Here is a 14,891-nt window from a genome sequence, read left to right on the forward strand (position 1 = left end):
ATGCATTATGCCGACAAATCACGGACACGAAAAAGGCGGGCTTTCGGCCCGCCTTTTTCGTGTCCTCGATCCGCTGTGCGTTACTGCAACCGGCCGCTGGCGTGGGCCAGCATGGTGTAGACCTTGCCGGTATCCGACGTCAGGTAGGTCTGCGCCATGATGTTCTCGCGGTCGTTGCGCGAGACATCCTTGAGCAGCTTCTCGAAGTCGTCGCAGTAACGGTCGACCGCGGCGCGGAATTCCGCCTCGGCCTGATACTTGCGACGGATCTCGTCGAAAGTCTGCTGGCCCTTCAGCGTGTAGAGGCGACGCGTGAACACGTCGCGCTCGCCGCGCCGGTAGCGATTCCAGAGCTCGATCGAGGCGTCATGGTCGATGGCGCGGGCGATGTCGACGGAGAGCGAGTTGAGCGACTCCATGACATGCAGCGGCGAGCGCTGGGCAGGCGTCGCCCGCGGCGCTTCCACCGGCGCCGCCGGCCGCAGCTCTTCCTCACGCGAGGCGTTGGTCAGCAGGTCGCGCACCCAGCCGCCCTGCTGCGTCTTGCCGTTCGGTTCGCGGCGCGGCGCCTCGGCGGGACGTTCCAGATCGAGCGTGCCGCGCAACGTGGTCTCGGCGAGCGGCGCCTGCGGAGCGCGAGCCGTTGGTTGCGGCTGCGACTGCGGCTGCGGGGCCGGCGGCCGGCGCAGCGGCGGTTCGGCGGCACGGGCCGGCGCCTGCGGAGCAGGGCGCAGGCCGCGGGGCTCACCCTGCTCGCTGCTGCCGCTGCGACCGGATTTCGCAACGATATCCGACAGTTCCTTGAGCGCATTGATCTGTTCGGAGACGGCGCGGCGGATGGCCGAAGTCGATTCCTTGGCCTCCTCCGGCATCTCGATGACGCCCTTCTTCAGTTCGGCGCGGGTGAGGTCGAGCTCGCTCTTGATGGAACTGGCGGTGCGGCGCATTTCTTCGGTCGCGTCGGCAAAGCGGCGCGTTGCCGAATCGACGACATCGGCGATGGCGGTGCGGATCTTTTCCGCCGACTCCATCGTGCGGCCCTCCGCGGTCTGCATCGTCTGCCCGACGAGATTCTCGAAGGAGCGCATCACCTTCTCGAGGTCTTCCGACTTCTTGACCAGGCCGACGGCGAGGTCCTCCAGCGAGGTCTGACGCTCCAGCGTGTGCTCCAGATTGCTCTGCGCGGAGCTGAGCAGATTCGAGGCGCTGGAGAGCAGCCGGCTGTGTTCGTCGAACTTGGTTGCGATCGAGGCCACCTCGCGCAGCGTCGCCGAGGAGAGGTCGGTGAGCCGCGTTGTGTTGGAATCGACCAGACGTGCGGAGCTGGCGAAGGTCTGCGCGGCCTTCTCCGTGGTCGTGGCGAAGCTCTGCGTGCTGCCGGAGAGCCGTTCCTCGACCTGGCCGAGGTTGACGGCGGCCTGCTCGATGAGCTGGCCGAGCTGCGCGCTGGAGGTCGTCATGCGGCCGATGAGGTCGGCCACGCTGTCGGCAAGCGACGAGCGCGCGCCTTCGACGGCGGAAAGCGTCTCGGCGGTGCGGCCGGCCAGCGCGTTGACGAGGGCCGCGTTTTCGCTGCGCAGCTTTTCGGTCGCCCGCTCGGTGACCTCTTCCATGCTGCGTTGCAGCTCCGAGCCGCCCTGGGCAAAGCGCTCGACCAGCGGCTTGGCCGTCTCGTCGAGGATCTTCGCCATTTCGGCCGAACGCGCGGCCAGCATGGTGTTGAGCTCTCGGGTGTTCGAGCCGATGGTGCGCGCCGCCTCGTTGGTGCTCTGGCCGATATGCTGGCCGACCGCCGTGAAGGTCTCGGCGATGACATTGGCACGCGAGATGAGCTGGGCCTCGGCGCTGGAGACCTGCTCGTTGAGCTTCTGGCCCATCGTTTCAGCGCTATAGGAGAGACGGTTTTCCACGCTCGCGACCTGGTCCTCGACACGGGCAGCGGCGGCGGCGGCGCTCGCGGCAAGCCGCTCGTCGGCGCCGGCCAGCGCCTGCTCGATCTCGCGGGCATGCACGGCAAGCTCCTGGCCGGTCTGGCGGGCGCGGTCGGCGACACGCTGCTCGGTGGCGGCGAAGGCGCCGACGATCGTGTCGGCATGCTCGCCGATGGTCGAGCTGCTCGAGGCGATGCGCGACACCAGGCGGTTGTCGGCGTCGTCGAAGATGCGGCCGATTTCGCCGGCGCGGGCGGAAAGCGCTTCCGAGCCTTCGGCAATCCGCGACATGAGCTGCTGGTCGGCGCCGTCGAAGATGCGGCCGAGATCGGAGGCGCGAGCGGCCAGTGCTTCGGCGGATTCGCTGATACGCATCGCGAGCCGCTCGTCGGCGCCCTCGAAGTTGCGCAGGATGTCGCCTGCGCGCGCGGCAAGCGACTGCGCCGTTTCGACGGCGCGGGCAACCAGCTTCTGGTCGGCGGCGTCGAAGGTGTTGGCGATCTCGCCGGCGCGGCTGGCCAGCTTGTCTGCGGTTTCCTCGGCGCGGGCCATGAGCGAGTTCGACGCATCGTCGGCGCGCGCCATCAGCATGTTGGACGTATCCTGGGCGCGTTCGTGCAGGCGGCGGTCCGCTGCCTCGAAGGCCTGCGCGATATCCTCGGCTCTGGAAAGCAGCGCGGCGGACGTCTGCTCGGCGCGATCGGCGATCTTGCGATCGGCGTCGCTGAAGGCAGCACCGGCCTGCTCATGCAGGGTGCTGGTGATTTCCATGACCTTGTCGCGCAGCGCTCCGGCCACGAAGACCGCGGTCTTCTCCAGCACGCCGCGCACATTATCGACACCGGTCGACAGCGCGCGTTCCATGGTGCCGGCGCGCTCCTCGATGACGCCGGTCTGCCGGCTGAAGGCCTGCTCGATCTTCTCGACGTCGGCGGCAATCGCCGCCGAGATGTCGCCGCTCCTGGCGGCGATCTGGTCGATATGCCCGGAAACCGAACGGTCGACGTCCTTGCGCGCATCGGCGAGCTTGACGAGATCGTCCTCCAGGGCCCTGGCCAGCATGTCGCGGCCTTCGGACAGCTTGCCAACATGACCGGCGATGACGTCGTCGATCTCCGAGCGGCTTTCCCTCAATCTCTGAAGGTCCGCTTCAAGAGCTCGCTTGAGGATATCGCGGCCTTCGGCGAGCTTCTCGACCTGGCCGGACACCAGGCCATCGATCGAGGCACGGCCCTCGGCCAGCTTGGCAAGGTCGGCTTCAAGAGCGCGCGTGAGGATGTCACGGCCTTCGGCGAGCTTCTCGACCTGGCCGGATACCAGACCATCGATCGAGGCACGGCTCTCGGCGAGCTTGGCGAGGTCGTCTTCGAGCGCCTTGGACAGCGTCGAACGGTTTTGCGACAGCTGGTCGGCATGGGTCTGCATGAGGCCGCTGGCATTGGCCATATCGGCGTCAAGGGTGCGCGAAAGCTCGGCGCGCTGGTCGGTGATCTTCTGCGAATGATCGACGATCGCGCTCTGGATGGTGTTGAGGTCGGCTTCCAGCGCCCGCTTGAGGATGTCGCGGCCCTCGGCGAGCTTTTCGACCTGGCCGGCGACCAGCCCGTCGATGCTGGAGCGGCTCTCCGCCAGCTTGGCGAGGTCGTCTTCCAGCGACTTCGACAGCACCGAACGGTCCTGAACGAGCCTGTTCTGATGGTCGGCGATAGCGCCGCTGACCGTCTGCAGGTCGGCGTCGAGAGCCTTCGAAAGCTGCGCGCGATCCTCCTGCAGCTTGTCGGAGTGTCCCGCAATGGCACCCTTGATGGTGTTGAGATCGGCCTCAAGGGCGCGCTTGAGGATATCGCGGCCCTCGGCGAGCTTCTCCACCTGGCCGGCGACCAGCCCGTCGATCGAGGCTCGGCTGTCGGCGAGCTTGGCGAGGTCGGCTTCCAGCGTCTGCGACAGCAGGCTGCGGTCCTCGGCGAGCTTGTCGGCATGGCTGTCGATCAGGCCGCGGATGCCGCTCAGATCGCTCTCGAGCGCGCGGCTGAGTTCGCCGCGGTCCTCGGCGAGCTTGGTCGAGTGTGTCTCGACCAGGTTCCTGATGCCGACGATATCGGTTTCGAGCGCCTTGGCAAGCACGGCGCGGCCTTCGGCGATCTTCTCGACCTGACCGGCGACAAGGCTATCGACCTCGGCGCGGCTGTCGGCCAGCTTGCCGAGGTCGGCTTCCAGGGCGCGCGCCAGAATGTTGCGGCCTTCGGCCAACTTCCCGACATGGCCAGCGACCATTTCGTCAATCATTGTACGGGCTTGGACAAGTCTGCCGGAGTCTTCGTTCAAGGCCTGGGACAGACGGTTGCGGCCTTCTTCGAGCTGCTCCAGATGGCTGCCCAGCGAAGCATCGATGGCGGCGCGCGACTCGTTCACCTTGCGCAGGTCTTCTTCCAGCGCGCGCGAGATCAGGCCGCGGCCTTCCGTCAGCTTCTGCACCTGGTCGGTGACGGCGGCATCGATCGCCACGCGGCCCTCGGCGAATTTCGCCAGGTCCGCCTGCATGGCGGCTGCCATACGTTCGCTGCTTTCCGAAAGCTTGCGGCTGTGGTTCTCGACGGCTTCCTCGATGCCGACACGGGCATCGGCCAGCCGCTGGATATCGGAATCGAACGAGCGCGACACAACATGCCGAGCCGCTTCCATGCGCCCGGCGAAGTCGGTGGCCCGGGCCTCGAGCATGGAGGAGGTCGACGAGATGATGTCCGCCATATCGGCGCCGATCTGCGTCTTGCCCTGGTCGATCATCGACGACAGCTGGTCCTTGCTTTCGGCGAAGGTGTGCGCGATCTCGCGGGCGCGCTCGACCAGCGTCTCGTTGATCTGGCGGGCACGCGCTTCGAGGGCGGCGTTGAGCTTCTGCGTACCGGTGTCGAGCGCCTCGGCGCGGGTCTGGAATTCGCTGATCAGCGCCTGACCGCGTTCGGCCAGCGTCCGTTCGATGCCGTCGAGGCTCGTCTCGAATTCGGAGCTCAAGGTGCGCGCTGCGCCGCCGAGCAGCGAGACCATGCCGTTGGTGCGGTCGTCGAGCAGGTCGGTCAGCGAGCGGGTAAGGCCGTCCGTGGTGTCGGTCAGCTTGGCGATACGGGTGTCGAGCAGGCTGGCGAAAGCCTCGCCGGAGGTCGAAAGCCGGTCGGTGATGTTGTCCAGGCGCGATTCGACGGAATCGAAGATCGACGTCGAGCTTTCATTGATGCGATCGATCAGCGTATCGCCGGAATTGTTGATCGTCATCGACAGCTTGGTCGACGCGTTGAGGATGGAGTCGCGGATGATGTCGCTGGCCGAGCCGATCTCGTCGCGCAGCGTCTCGTGAGCGCTCGCGATGGAGGCGCGCACGCGCTCGGCATGCGTGACGACCGCTTCGCGCTCGCTGCCGAGACCGTCGACCAGCGAACGGATACGGGCCTCGTTTTCGGAATAGGAGCGTTCGATCTGGCTGACTTCGCCGTGGACGAGCGTTTCGAGCTCAACCGCGCGGGCCAAGGTCCGCTCGATGCCTTCGCCCATGGCCGCCACCTCGCGGCGAACGGCCTGGCCGATCATCATGACGCGATCCTGGGCGAGGTTTTCGGGCTCAGCCAGGCGGAAGGCGACCTCGGTCATGGACTGCGCGGCGATGCGCATTTCCTGCGCGCGCCGGATCATGGCGGCGAACGCCCAGAACAGGATCACCGGAACGATCGCGGCAACTGCCAGGCCGATCAGTTCGGGACGGGCGAAGAACTGGTCGAAGGTGCGGATATTCCAGATGCCCGGGCCGAACAGGACGTTGGCCAGTCCGCCGGCGCCGGCGATCCAGGCCAGCGAGACAAAGGCTATCACCCAGTAGACGGTGCTCGATGCGCGGCGGTTGAGGCTGTGCAACAGCGTCTTGTAGTCTTTCTGGCGGTCGTCATTGGCGGGCGTGAAGCCGGCAGCGGGCGTGAAGCCGGCCGGCTGCTGGGCATTGCGCGACTCGATAGGACGCAATTCGGCCGGCTTGGCCGCGGGTGCCTGAGCGTTGTTTGCCGGCTCCGTCCTTTGGCTACGGCCCTCGCGCGCCAGCTCGTCGGCCGCCGCCGAGATCTGCGCTTCAAGATCCTCCATCGACGCCGCCATGTCGAGGCCGCCGTCGTCGCCGTTAAGGTCAAGGTCAAGCGCCTTTTCCAGCTCCGCGGCCACGTCATTCTCGAGAGACTTCGTCGTCGTTGGTTTCTTAGCCATGCCTTCGCTACCCTGTACTAGCTGCCGCGGGACTTATGATTTTGGCCTGATTCTGGCTTGTCGATCCGGGCAGGAGGCTGAAAAATGGACCTTCGTATCGTAATGACACACTGGGGTAAAGAAAACATGCATTCCGGGCGATACGTAAAACTTTAAATATAAGGTTAACGCAAGCGTGATCCGGTTGCCTCTGTGACAACATTTTTCCTTTGCAATCGTTAACCGGTTGGCGACTGGAATCGCCTATTTTCCTGGGCTCGTCTGCCCGCTTGATGGAGTTGCAGTGCGTATGCGTGGCGAAAGTGGTATTGCGTTTTCCATGCCGGGGGGTGACGCCTCCGGAACGGCCCGAGCCCGACCTGTGGATCTCGGCCATCTGGCACGTCAGACCATGGGTGATCGCGACCTCGAACGGGAAGTGCTGGCGCTGTTCGTGCACCAGTCGCTCACCGTTCGCGATCAGATCGCGGACGCTGACGCCAAGCAAAGAGTGCTCCTGGCACATGGCTTGAAGGGCTCGGCCCGCGGCATCGGCGCCTTTGCGGTCGCTGAATGCGCGGCGATCATCGAAAAGCAGCCGGAAGACGTTCGCGCGCTCAAGACGCTCAGCACGCTGATCGAGGAAGTGCGCGACTTCATCGCCGGCATCAGCCGCTAGCATCCCACCTTTTTGAAAAACGTCATTTCGTGGCGCTTTCGCGCCGCAGTTGACTTGTCCGGTGGAGTGATTATCTCGGCTGCGACTCCTCAGGTGACTTAATGACCAAGCTGACTTACATCGCCCATGACGGGACCCGATTTGACGTGGAGGCCGAAAACGGCTCGACGGTCATGGAGAACGCGATCCGCAACGCGGTTCCCGGCATCGAAGCCGAATGCGGCGGCGCCTGTGCCTGCGCGACGTGCCATGTCTATGTCGACGAGGCCTGGACGGCCGAGGTCGGCGAGCCGGAGGCGATGGAGGAGGACATGCTGGACTTCGCCTATGAAGTGCGGCCGAATTCGCGCCTCTCCTGCCAGATCAAGGTCCGCGACGCGCTCGACGGCCTGGTCGTCCGCGTCCCCGAACGCCAGGGCTAAAGCCGACTTTCCAATTTCTTTCACGCTGGCTGCTTGGCAGCAGCCGACAGCTCATGCAGTGTCGCACCATTTCCCAATGGGGCGCAGCGCATGAGCGAGACCATCAAGACGGACGTTCTCATTGTCGGGGCGGGGCCGATCGGCCTATTCGCCGTGTTCGAGCTTGGCCTGCTGGACATGAAGTGCCATCTCATCGACATTCTCGACCGTCCTGGCGGCCAGTGCGCCGAGCTGTACCCGGAAAAGCCGATCTACGACATTCCGGGCTGGCCTACGATCTCGGCCCAGGGCCTTGTCGACAAGCTGATGGAGCAGATCCATCCGTTCAAGCCGGACTTCACCTTCAACCGCATGGTCTCGAGCCTTGAAAAGCTGGAGGACGGCAGTTTCCGTGTCGCGACCGACGAGGGCGAGCTGTTCGAGGCCAAGGTGGTGCTGATCGCCGCCGGCGGCGGTTCGTTCCAGCCCAAGCGCCCGCCGATTCCGGGCATCGAGAACTACGAGGGCAAGAGCGTCTTTTATTCCGTCCGGCGGATGGAGGAATTCCGCGGCCACGATCTCGTCATTGTCGGCGGTGGCGATTCGGCGCTCGACTGGACGCTCAACCTGCAGCCGATCGCCAAAAGCGTGACGCTGGTCCATCGCCGGCCGGAATTCCGGGCCGCGCCCGACAGCGTCAACAAGATGTATGCCATGCAGGAGATGAAGCAGCTCGAATTCCTGGTCGGCCAGGTGAGCGGCCTTGCCGGCGCCGACGGCCAGCTGTCTTCGGCGACCATCAAAGGCGGCCCTGACGGCGACGTCGAGGTGCCGTGCACCCGCATGCTGCCGTTCTTCGGCCTCACCATGAAGCTCGGGCCGATCGCCGAATGGGGCCTTAACCTGCACGAGAACCTGATCCCGGTGGATACCGAGAAGTTTCAGACGTCGATCCCGGGGATCTTTGCCGTCGGCGACATCAACTGGTACCCCGGCAAGCTCAAGCTGATCCTGTCAGGCTTCCACGAGGTGGCGCTGATGGCGCAGGCCGCCAAGCGCATCGTCAGCCCGGGCGAGCGCATCGTCTTCCAGTACACGACCTCGTCGACCAGCTTGCAGAAGAAGCTCGGCGTGCACGACTGAGGGGATTATTCGGCAAGCACGGGCGTAGCATGCTCGTCGCGGCCGCGCAGTTGCTTTTCCGGCATCAGGAAGAGCACGATAAGCGCCAGAACGAGCGTTATGCCTGCGGCGACGAAGATCATCACGAACGGCAACGCCGATGTCAGCTGGACATGCGTCTGCGAGCCCTCAGCGGAGAGCGGCAGGCCGTAGCCGAGCGCGACCGCGCCGAGCATGGCGACACCGAGCGCGCCTCCCAGCGTGCGCAGGAAGGTCAGAACGCCGGTCGCGACGCCGAGATGCGCGCGATCGACGGCGTTCTGGACAGAGACGGTGGCGACCGGGAATGTCGTGCCACTGCCCAGGCCGATCAGGGTGGTCAGGATCTCTACCTCGAGCAGCGAGGCGTGTCCCGCAATGGCACTGAGCACGCCAATGCAGACGATAGCCAGGCCGACGCCGACCATGGCGATGCGCTTGTAGTGGACGAAGCGCGGGATCATGCGGCCGCTGAAGGTGGCGCCGGCAACCGTGCCAAGCAGGAGGCCCAGCATGGCCGTGCCGGATTCGCTCACCGAAAGCCCGACGACCGACTGCAGGTAGACCGGCAGATAGACGGAGGCGCCGATGTTCGCGGCCTGCAGCAGAAACATCGACATTGTGCCGGTGAGCACGATCGGGTTGCCCAACACTTCGAGCGAGATCAAAGGCTCCGCCGCCCTTAGCAGCCTCAGCGCGAAAAAGGCCCAGAACACGGCCGAGCAGGCCACCAGTCCCAGGATTTCGCGGGAGAACCAGGGATAGGTGCTGCCGCCCCAGCTCAGCGCCAGAAGCAGCAGCGTGGTGGCGATGACCAGAAGCACGGCCCCCAAGCCGTCGATGCGGTGATGCTTGGCCGCGATTGGCAGCTTCCTCAGCGGGTTGTTGATGATGGCCATGGCCAGGATGCCGATCGGCAGGTTGATCCAGAAGATCAGCGACCAGTGCAGGTGCTCGGCAAACACGCCGCCGAGCAGCGGGCCGGCGACGCTGGCAACCGCCCAGGTGCCGGAGATCCAGGCCGCATAGCGGGCGCGCTCGCGCGGCGGCACGAGATCGCCGATGACCGTCTGGGCCAGCGCGAAGAGACCGCCGCCACCGGCGCCCTGGATGGCGCGGCCGATGACCAGCACCAGCATGTTGGGGGCGAGCGCGCTGACCAGCGACCCGAGCAGAAAGACGAGGATGGCGGCGTAGATGACGGGACGGCGACCATAGACATCGGAAATCTTGCCGTAGAGCGGCGCCATCGCGGTCGCGGTCAAAAGATAGCCGGTGACGATCCACGGCAGATATTCGGCATGGCCGAGCGCATGCGCAATCGTCGGCAGGGCCGGCGCGACAATGGTCTGGTCAAGGGCCGCCAGCAGCATCGACAAGAGCACGCCGCCGATGATGGCGTTCTTCTCGCTCTCGCTCATCGGCGGAGCTTTCGCCGCCATCGTCTCGACGGTCTGGTCCATGCGTCATTCTTTCAATGGCTAATGCCCAAGGCGCCAAGACGGCTTTGGCCGGTCGCACCTGTCATTTCTCATCTTGGATAGGGGTTCGGGGTGTTTCGAACCCGCTATATGTCGTTCGATATAGGCCGATTTCGACTGCCGCTCGAAAGTTTTTCCGGTCTGGCACCATGCTTGGACGAAATTGGCCTCGGGCGGCGCCTGCCTAAGGTCACGGCGGCGGCAGCTGGCCGGCTTCAACGCGCAGCATCCGGTAGCGCATCAGCCGGAGGATGCGGCTTTCGAAATTGACGCTCTCGACGCGGTCGAAGCGCACCTGGTCCTGATCGTGCCTGGCGAGCTCGGCCGCCTGGATCGCCGCGGCCTTCGCCTTTGCCTGCTCGCAAGTCTGTTGCGGAGGGGCGGCCTTCAGCGCATCCTCGAGCAGGCGCGCATGGTTCTTGGCGATCTCGACATGGCGCTCCTCGTGCCGCTTGATGTCCGCCGAGAGCGTGTCCCAGAATAGCCTGACGTCGGGATCGGATTTACGCGGGCGCCGCCATTCGGGAAGGATCACCTTGACCTTCAAGGTGACGGCCGCGTCGGCGATGCGGCAGGACTGGGCGCTCTGCGCGTAGCTGATGCGGGTCGTAAAGGCCATCTGCGTGGCGCCCGGATGCCGCGAGCCGGTGCTCTTCACCTCGGGGCCGTTTTTCGAGAGCTGGTTCTGGATATCGTCGAGCGTGCGGCCGCCGACGCTGAAATAGCTGTAGGTCTTCACCAAGCTGGCCGCGCCCGCCGGCATAGCGGTGAGGGCGAGCGTCAGGGCGCAGAGCAGGGATCGGTTCATCGTATTGCCTCTTCACGCACCTTGCTTTAGGGCCGTCGCCAGCGCAACGGAATTGATTTCGCGCGGATCACGCATGGTTGATGGACAATGACGACAAGGCGATGGCAGCTGGCGCATGGGCGCTATCTCGACCTCGGTCCGAAGGCGGTCGTCGTCGGCATCCTCAACGTGACGCCGGACAGTTTTTCCGACGGCGGTTTGTTCATCGCACCGGAGAAGGCGCTGGAACAGGCGCGCCGCATGGTGGAGGAGGGCGCCGCCGTCATAGACGTCGGCGGGGAATCGACACGGCCGGGTTTTGCCCCGATCACATCAGAAGAAGAACAGGCGCGCGTGCTGCCGGTCATCGCGGCGCTTGCCGCTTCCGGCGAGGCGCTGATCTCGGTCGATACCTATCGCGAGGATACGGCGCGACGGGCGGTCGCCGCCGGCGCCCATATCGTCAACGACGTCTGGGGGCTTCAGCGCGAGCCGGGGATAGCGCGCGTTGCCGCCGACACCGGCGCCGGGCTCGTGATCATGCATACCGGGCGCGAACGGCGGAAATTGCCTGACGTGATCGAGGACCAATTCCTTTTCTTGCGCAAATCCCTCGAGATCGCGCACGCCGGCAATGTCGCCGACAATCAGATAGTGCTCGACGCCGGCTTCGGCTTCGCCAAGGAAACGGCCGAGGAAAACCTCGACCTGATGGCGCGGTTTTCCGAGCTTCAGGCGCTCGGCTACCCGCTGATGGCAGGGACATCGCGAAAACGCTTCATCGGCACCGCCACCGGACGCGAGCCTGGCGAGCGGGCAGCGGGCACTGCGGCCACCAGCGTCATCTTGCGCTTGAAAGGAGCCGACCTGTTTCGCGTCCACGATGTCGCAATCAACGTGGATGCGCTGGCGCTGACCGATGCTATGCTTGCACGCGAAACCGAGCTTCCTCCCGGACACTGATCATGTACGTCATCCGCATGAAGAATTGCGCCTTCTTCGCCCGCCACGGCGTGCTTGACGAGGAGGAGACGCTCGGCCAGCGTTTCTATGTCGATGCCGAGTTGACCGTCGAACCCAGCCGCCCTCTGACGGAGGATTCCATTGAAGATACCGTCAATTATGGCGTCGCCTTCGCGGTCATCGAGAAGATCGTGACTGGACATCGCCGCTTCCTGATCGAGGCGTTGGCGCTGGAGGTCGCGAAAGCGCTGACGGCACGGTTTTCGCAAATCAGGAAGGCCGAGATCACCGTGCGCAAGCCGAACGCCCCGGTGCCCGGCGTGCTCGATTATGTCGAGGTGAGCGTTGTCTGGCCAGAATAGCGCCGTCTACCTCAGCCTCGGCGGCAATCTCGGCGACCCGGCGAAGTCCATGGGCGCGGCGTTGCGCATACTGGACGGCGACGACGGGACGCGCGTCACCGCCGTGTCGTCGCTCTACCGCACGCCGCCCTGGGGCAAGCTCGACCAACCCGATTTCCTCAACGCCGCCGCAGCGATCGAGACGACGCTTTCGCCGCGCGCGCTGCTCGACCTTTGCCTCGACGTCGAGAGGCAGTTGAAACGCGTGCGCGAGGAGCGCTGGGGCCCGCGCCTGATCGACATCGACATCCTGGTGTTCGGCGACCGGGTGATCCACGAGACCGGGCTCGAAGTGCCACATCCGCGCATGCTGGAGCGCGCCTTCGTGCTGGCGCCTCTGGCCGAGATCGCGCCTGATCTCGTCGTTAGCGGCAGGAGCGTGTCGGAGCGGCTCGGCGCTGTCGATACTTCGGGGATCGAGCGGCTGTCTTCGGGCGGCCCGGAGTGGTGGCTGGGATAAAGCCGGCTGGTCAGCCGGAAAAACCGCCGCCGTCCAAAAATGTCTGCTCCTCGGCCGTCGTCACGCGGCCGAGCATCCGGTTGCGATGCGGGAAGCGGCCGAAGCGCCGGATGATCTCCAGGTGCTCTTCGGCGTATTTCAGATATTCGGCTGCCTTGGCGGCCGTAAGCCCCACGGATCGCTCCTGGTCCGCCAGCAATTCGGAATGCTCGAAGGGCAGATAGAGAAAGACGCGAACCAGTTCTTCCAGTTCCAGGTCATGCCCGGCCGCGATTGCGTTGTCGGCGAAGTATCTGGCCAGCGGATCGGTCGCGTACATGTGACCGGTGCCGCGGAAGCAGTTGCGCGGGAATTGATCGAGCAGGATCACCAGCGCCAGCGATCCTTCGGCATGCGCGCTCCAGTCGTCGCATTCGCGCCGCGCGGCGGCGTAATGCAGCTCCAGAAAGCGGCGGCGGAAATCCGTGTCGAAGGCATCGTTCTTCTCGAACCAGGCGTCCTCGCCGGCATCGCGCCAGAATTTGGTGATGGAAAGCGCTCGCGGATCGAGCTCTGCCATGCGTTGCCCCTCAGTTCTTGGTCTCTGCCTGGTTCAGGACGACGGCGGTTTCCTGGTTCAGCGCCCGGCCGGCGCGACGCGGCTGTGTCAGCGGCGTCGGGATCGGCGTGCCGATATTGCCCTTGAGGAAACGCTGGCCGGCGCGCACACCCTCGGCCAATTGCGTCTCGAAGCGCGCTTCGTCGCGGCGCCGGACATCCTCGATGACCTCGGCGACCTCTTCCGGATCGACGCCAAGCGCCTCAAGCGCGGAGCCGCCGAAGACCAGCGCCGATTCGAAGGTCTCGCGCAGCTGATAGTCGACACCGGCGCGCACCAGCTGCAGCGCCGTGCCGCGATCGAAGGCGCGCGCCAGGATGGTGACCAGCGGGAATTCCGCCTTGACCAGCTGCGCGATGCGCACGGCGGCGTCCGGCTTGTCGACGCAGATCAGCACCGCGCGGGCCCGCCCGGCGCCGGCCGCATGCAGGATGTCCAGCCTCGTGCCGTCGCCGTAATAGACCTTGAAGCCGAAATCGGCCGCCGCCTGGATCATCTCCACCTCATTGTCGATGATCGAGATGTCCAGCCCGCGCAGCAGGAGCGGCTGGCTGGCGATCTGGCCGAAACGGCCAAAACCGATGATCAGCGCGCTGCCGGTCAGGCCGTCGGCGATGTCGACGCCGTCGAGCGACTGCTCGTCGCGCGGGGTCAGGTAGCGCAGCGCCACGATCGCCAAGGGCGTCAGCACCATGGAGATGATGACGATGGCGGTCAGCGTGGCGTTGGCCTGGCCGTCGATGATGCCGACCGCGGCGGCGGAGGAATAAAGCACAAAGGCGAACTCGCCGCCCTGGGCCATGAAGACGGCGCGCTCGAGCGCCTCGCGGTGGCCGCTCTTCAGAATGCGCGCGACGGCATAGATGCCGAGCGCCTTCATGACCATATAGGCGACGACATAGACGGCGACGAGCCGCCAGTTATGGGCGACGACGCCAAGGTCGAGCGACATGCCGACGGCGAGGAAGAACAGGCCGAGCAGGATGCCGCGGAACGGCTCGATATCGGCTTCGAGCTGGTGGCGGAAGGTCGATTCCGACAAAAGCACGCCGGCGAGGAAGGCGCCCATCGCCATCGACAGGCCGGAGAGCTGCATGGCCAGGGCCGATCCCAGCACCACCAGCAGCGCCGCCGCGGTCATGACTTCGCGGGCGCGGGCGTCCGCCAGGATGCGGAAGAGCGGATTGAGCAGGTATCGGCCGGCCACGACCAGCCCGACGATCGCCGCGATGCCGATGCCGACTTCGGTCAGCCGCTCCGAAAGGCTGGTCTCCGCGCCGCCGGGCGCGAGGAACGCGATCAGCGCCAGGAGCGGCACGATCATCAGATCTTCGAGCAACAGGATGGAGACGATGCGCTGGCCTTTTGGCGTGGCGATCTCGCCGCGTTCCTCGAGCAACTGCATGACGATCGCCGTGGAGGTCAGCACGAAGCCGGCGCCGGCGACGAAGGACTGCGCGATGGGAAAGCCTCCGGCCAAGCCGACCAGGGTCAAAAGCACCGCGCAGACGCCGGCCTGCAGGGCGCCGAGGCCGAAAATCTCACGGCGCAGCCCCCAGAGCCGCGACGGCTGCATTTCCAAGCCGATGATGAACAGGAACATGACGACGCCGAGCTCGGCGACGTGGAGGATCGATTCCGATTCCGAAAAGATGCGCAGGCCGAACGGTCCGATGACCACGCCCGCGGCGAGGTAGCCGAGGATCGAGCCCAGCCCCATGCGCTTGAAGATCGGCACGGCGACGACGCCCGCGGCGAGCAGCGCCACCACCTGCACCAGATCGCTGCTCGACGCTTCAGCTGCCATG

At 65.4% G+C, this 14,891-nt stretch carries 11 protein-coding genes; 6 read left to right on the plus strand and 5 right to left on the minus strand.

The genetic code is table 11. From position 1 onward, the window contains the following. Window positions 1-80: 80 nt before the first annotated feature. Complete coding sequence (locus AC0L2L_RS05750) at window positions 81-6,173, minus strand: kinesin (protein ID WP_473576796.1); 6,093 nt, start codon at window positions 6,171-6,173, stop codon at window positions 81-83. A 289-nt stretch (window positions 6,174-6,462) separates the two neighbouring features. Between AC0L2L_RS05750 and AC0L2L_RS05755 the strand changes: the two genes are divergently transcribed. The 3 genes from AC0L2L_RS05755 to AC0L2L_RS05765 all read left to right on the plus strand — a co-directional run bounded on the left by AC0L2L_RS05755 (window position 6,463) and on the right by AC0L2L_RS05765 (window position 8,375). Then, window positions 6,463-6,831, plus strand: a complete 369-nt coding sequence (locus AC0L2L_RS05755; protein WP_473576797.1) for an Hpt domain-containing protein — start codon at window positions 6,463-6,465, stop codon at window positions 6,829-6,831. A gap of 101 nt (window positions 6,832-6,932) precedes the next feature. Further along, the gene (locus AC0L2L_RS05760) at window positions 6,933-7,253 is read left to right on the plus strand and encodes a 2Fe-2S iron-sulfur cluster-binding protein (RefSeq protein ID WP_473576799.1); all 321 of its coding nucleotides are present in this window, start codon (window positions 6,933-6,935) and stop codon (window positions 7,251-7,253) included. Between the two features lie 90 nt (window positions 7,254-7,343). Next, complete coding sequence (locus AC0L2L_RS05765) at window positions 7,344-8,375, plus strand: NAD(P)/FAD-dependent oxidoreductase (RefSeq protein WP_473576800.1); 1,032 nt, start codon at window positions 7,344-7,346, stop codon at window positions 8,373-8,375. A gap of 5 nt (window positions 8,376-8,380) precedes the next feature. Here the strand turns inward: AC0L2L_RS05765 and AC0L2L_RS05770 are convergent, their stop codons facing one another. Further along, window positions 8,381-9,856 carry an MDR family MFS transporter gene (locus AC0L2L_RS05770; RefSeq protein WP_473576801.1) on the minus strand — a complete coding sequence of 492 codons (1,476 nt, stop codon included), beginning with the start codon at window positions 9,854-9,856 and terminating at the stop codon, window positions 8,381-8,383. A gap of 208 nt (window positions 9,857-10,064) precedes the next feature. Further along, entirely contained in the window at window positions 10,065-10,682 is a 618-nt protein-coding gene (locus tag AC0L2L_RS05775; protein WP_473576802.1) for a DUF922 domain-containing Zn-dependent protease, read from the minus strand. Window positions 10,683-10,769: 87 nt separating this feature from the next. Between AC0L2L_RS05775 and folP the strand changes: the two genes are divergently transcribed. From folP to folK, 3 genes are read left to right on the plus strand one after another with little or no spacing between them, the layout of a single operon-like run. Next, window positions 10,770-11,624 carry a dihydropteroate synthase gene (gene folP, locus AC0L2L_RS05780; RefSeq protein WP_473576804.1) on the plus strand — a complete coding sequence of 285 codons (855 nt, stop codon included), beginning with the start codon at window positions 10,770-10,772 and terminating at the stop codon, window positions 11,622-11,624. A gap of 2 nt (window positions 11,625-11,626) precedes the next feature. Continuing rightward, complete coding sequence (gene folB, locus AC0L2L_RS05785) at window positions 11,627-11,986, plus strand: dihydroneopterin aldolase (protein WP_027166337.1); 360 nt, start codon at window positions 11,627-11,629, stop codon at window positions 11,984-11,986. Further along, a complete protein-coding gene (gene folK / locus AC0L2L_RS05790) occupies window positions 11,970-12,485 on the plus strand; it encodes a 2-amino-4-hydroxy-6-hydroxymethyldihydropteridine diphosphokinase (RefSeq protein WP_473576806.1) in 516 nt (171 codons plus the stop codon). The genes folB and folK overlap by 17 nt, the downstream gene beginning before the upstream one ends. 10 nt (window positions 12,486-12,495) lie before the next feature. Here folK and AC0L2L_RS05795 read toward each other — a convergent pair whose 3' ends face one another. After that, the gene (locus AC0L2L_RS05795) at window positions 12,496-13,044 is read right to left on the minus strand and encodes a DUF924 family protein (protein WP_473576807.1); all 549 of its coding nucleotides are present in this window, start codon (window positions 13,042-13,044) and stop codon (window positions 12,496-12,498) included. A gap of 10 nt (window positions 13,045-13,054) precedes the next feature. Further along, entirely contained in the window at window positions 13,055-14,890 is a 1,836-nt protein-coding gene (locus tag AC0L2L_RS05800) for a monovalent cation:proton antiporter-2 (CPA2) family protein (RefSeq protein WP_473576808.1), read from the minus strand. Window position 14,891: the final 1 nt, after the last annotated feature.

This window comes from Mesorhizobium sp. WSM4832, from assembly GCF_055811115.1.

What these genes read in the sequence shown, in the direction of transcription:
- AC0L2L_RS05750 (WP_473576796.1), bottom strand. Translation starts at nt 6,173, where the DNA reads ATGGCTAAGAAACCAACGACGACGAAGTCTCTCGAGAATGACGTGGCC.
- AC0L2L_RS05755 (WP_473576797.1), top strand. Translation starts at nt 6,463, where the DNA reads ATGCGTGGCGAAAGTGGTATTGCGTTTTCCATGCCGGGGGGTGACGCC.
- AC0L2L_RS05760 (WP_473576799.1), top strand. Translation starts at nt 6,933, where the DNA reads ATGACCAAGCTGACTTACATCGCCCATGACGGGACCCGATTTGACGTG.
- AC0L2L_RS05765 (WP_473576800.1), top strand. Translation starts at nt 7,344, where the DNA reads ATGAGCGAGACCATCAAGACGGACGTTCTCATTGTCGGGGCGGGGCCG.
- AC0L2L_RS05770 (WP_473576801.1), bottom strand. Translation starts at nt 9,856, where the DNA reads ATGGACCAGACCGTCGAGACGATGGCGGCGAAAGCTCCGCCGATGAGC.
- AC0L2L_RS05775 (WP_473576802.1), bottom strand. Translation starts at nt 10,682, where the DNA reads ATGAACCGATCCCTGCTCTGCGCCCTGACGCTCGCCCTCACCGCTATG.
- folP (WP_473576804.1), top strand. Translation starts at nt 10,770, where the DNA reads ATGACGACAAGGCGATGGCAGCTGGCGCATGGGCGCTATCTCGACCTC.
- folB (WP_027166337.1), top strand. Translation starts at nt 11,627, where the DNA reads ATGTACGTCATCCGCATGAAGAATTGCGCCTTCTTCGCCCGCCACGGC.
- AC0L2L_RS05795 (WP_473576807.1), bottom strand. Translation starts at nt 13,044, where the DNA reads ATGGCAGAGCTCGATCCGCGAGCGCTTTCCATCACCAAATTCTGGCGC.
- AC0L2L_RS05800 (WP_473576808.1), bottom strand. Translation starts at nt 14,890, where the DNA reads ATGGCAGCTGAAGCGTCGAGCAGCGATCTGGTGCAGGTGGTGGCGCTG.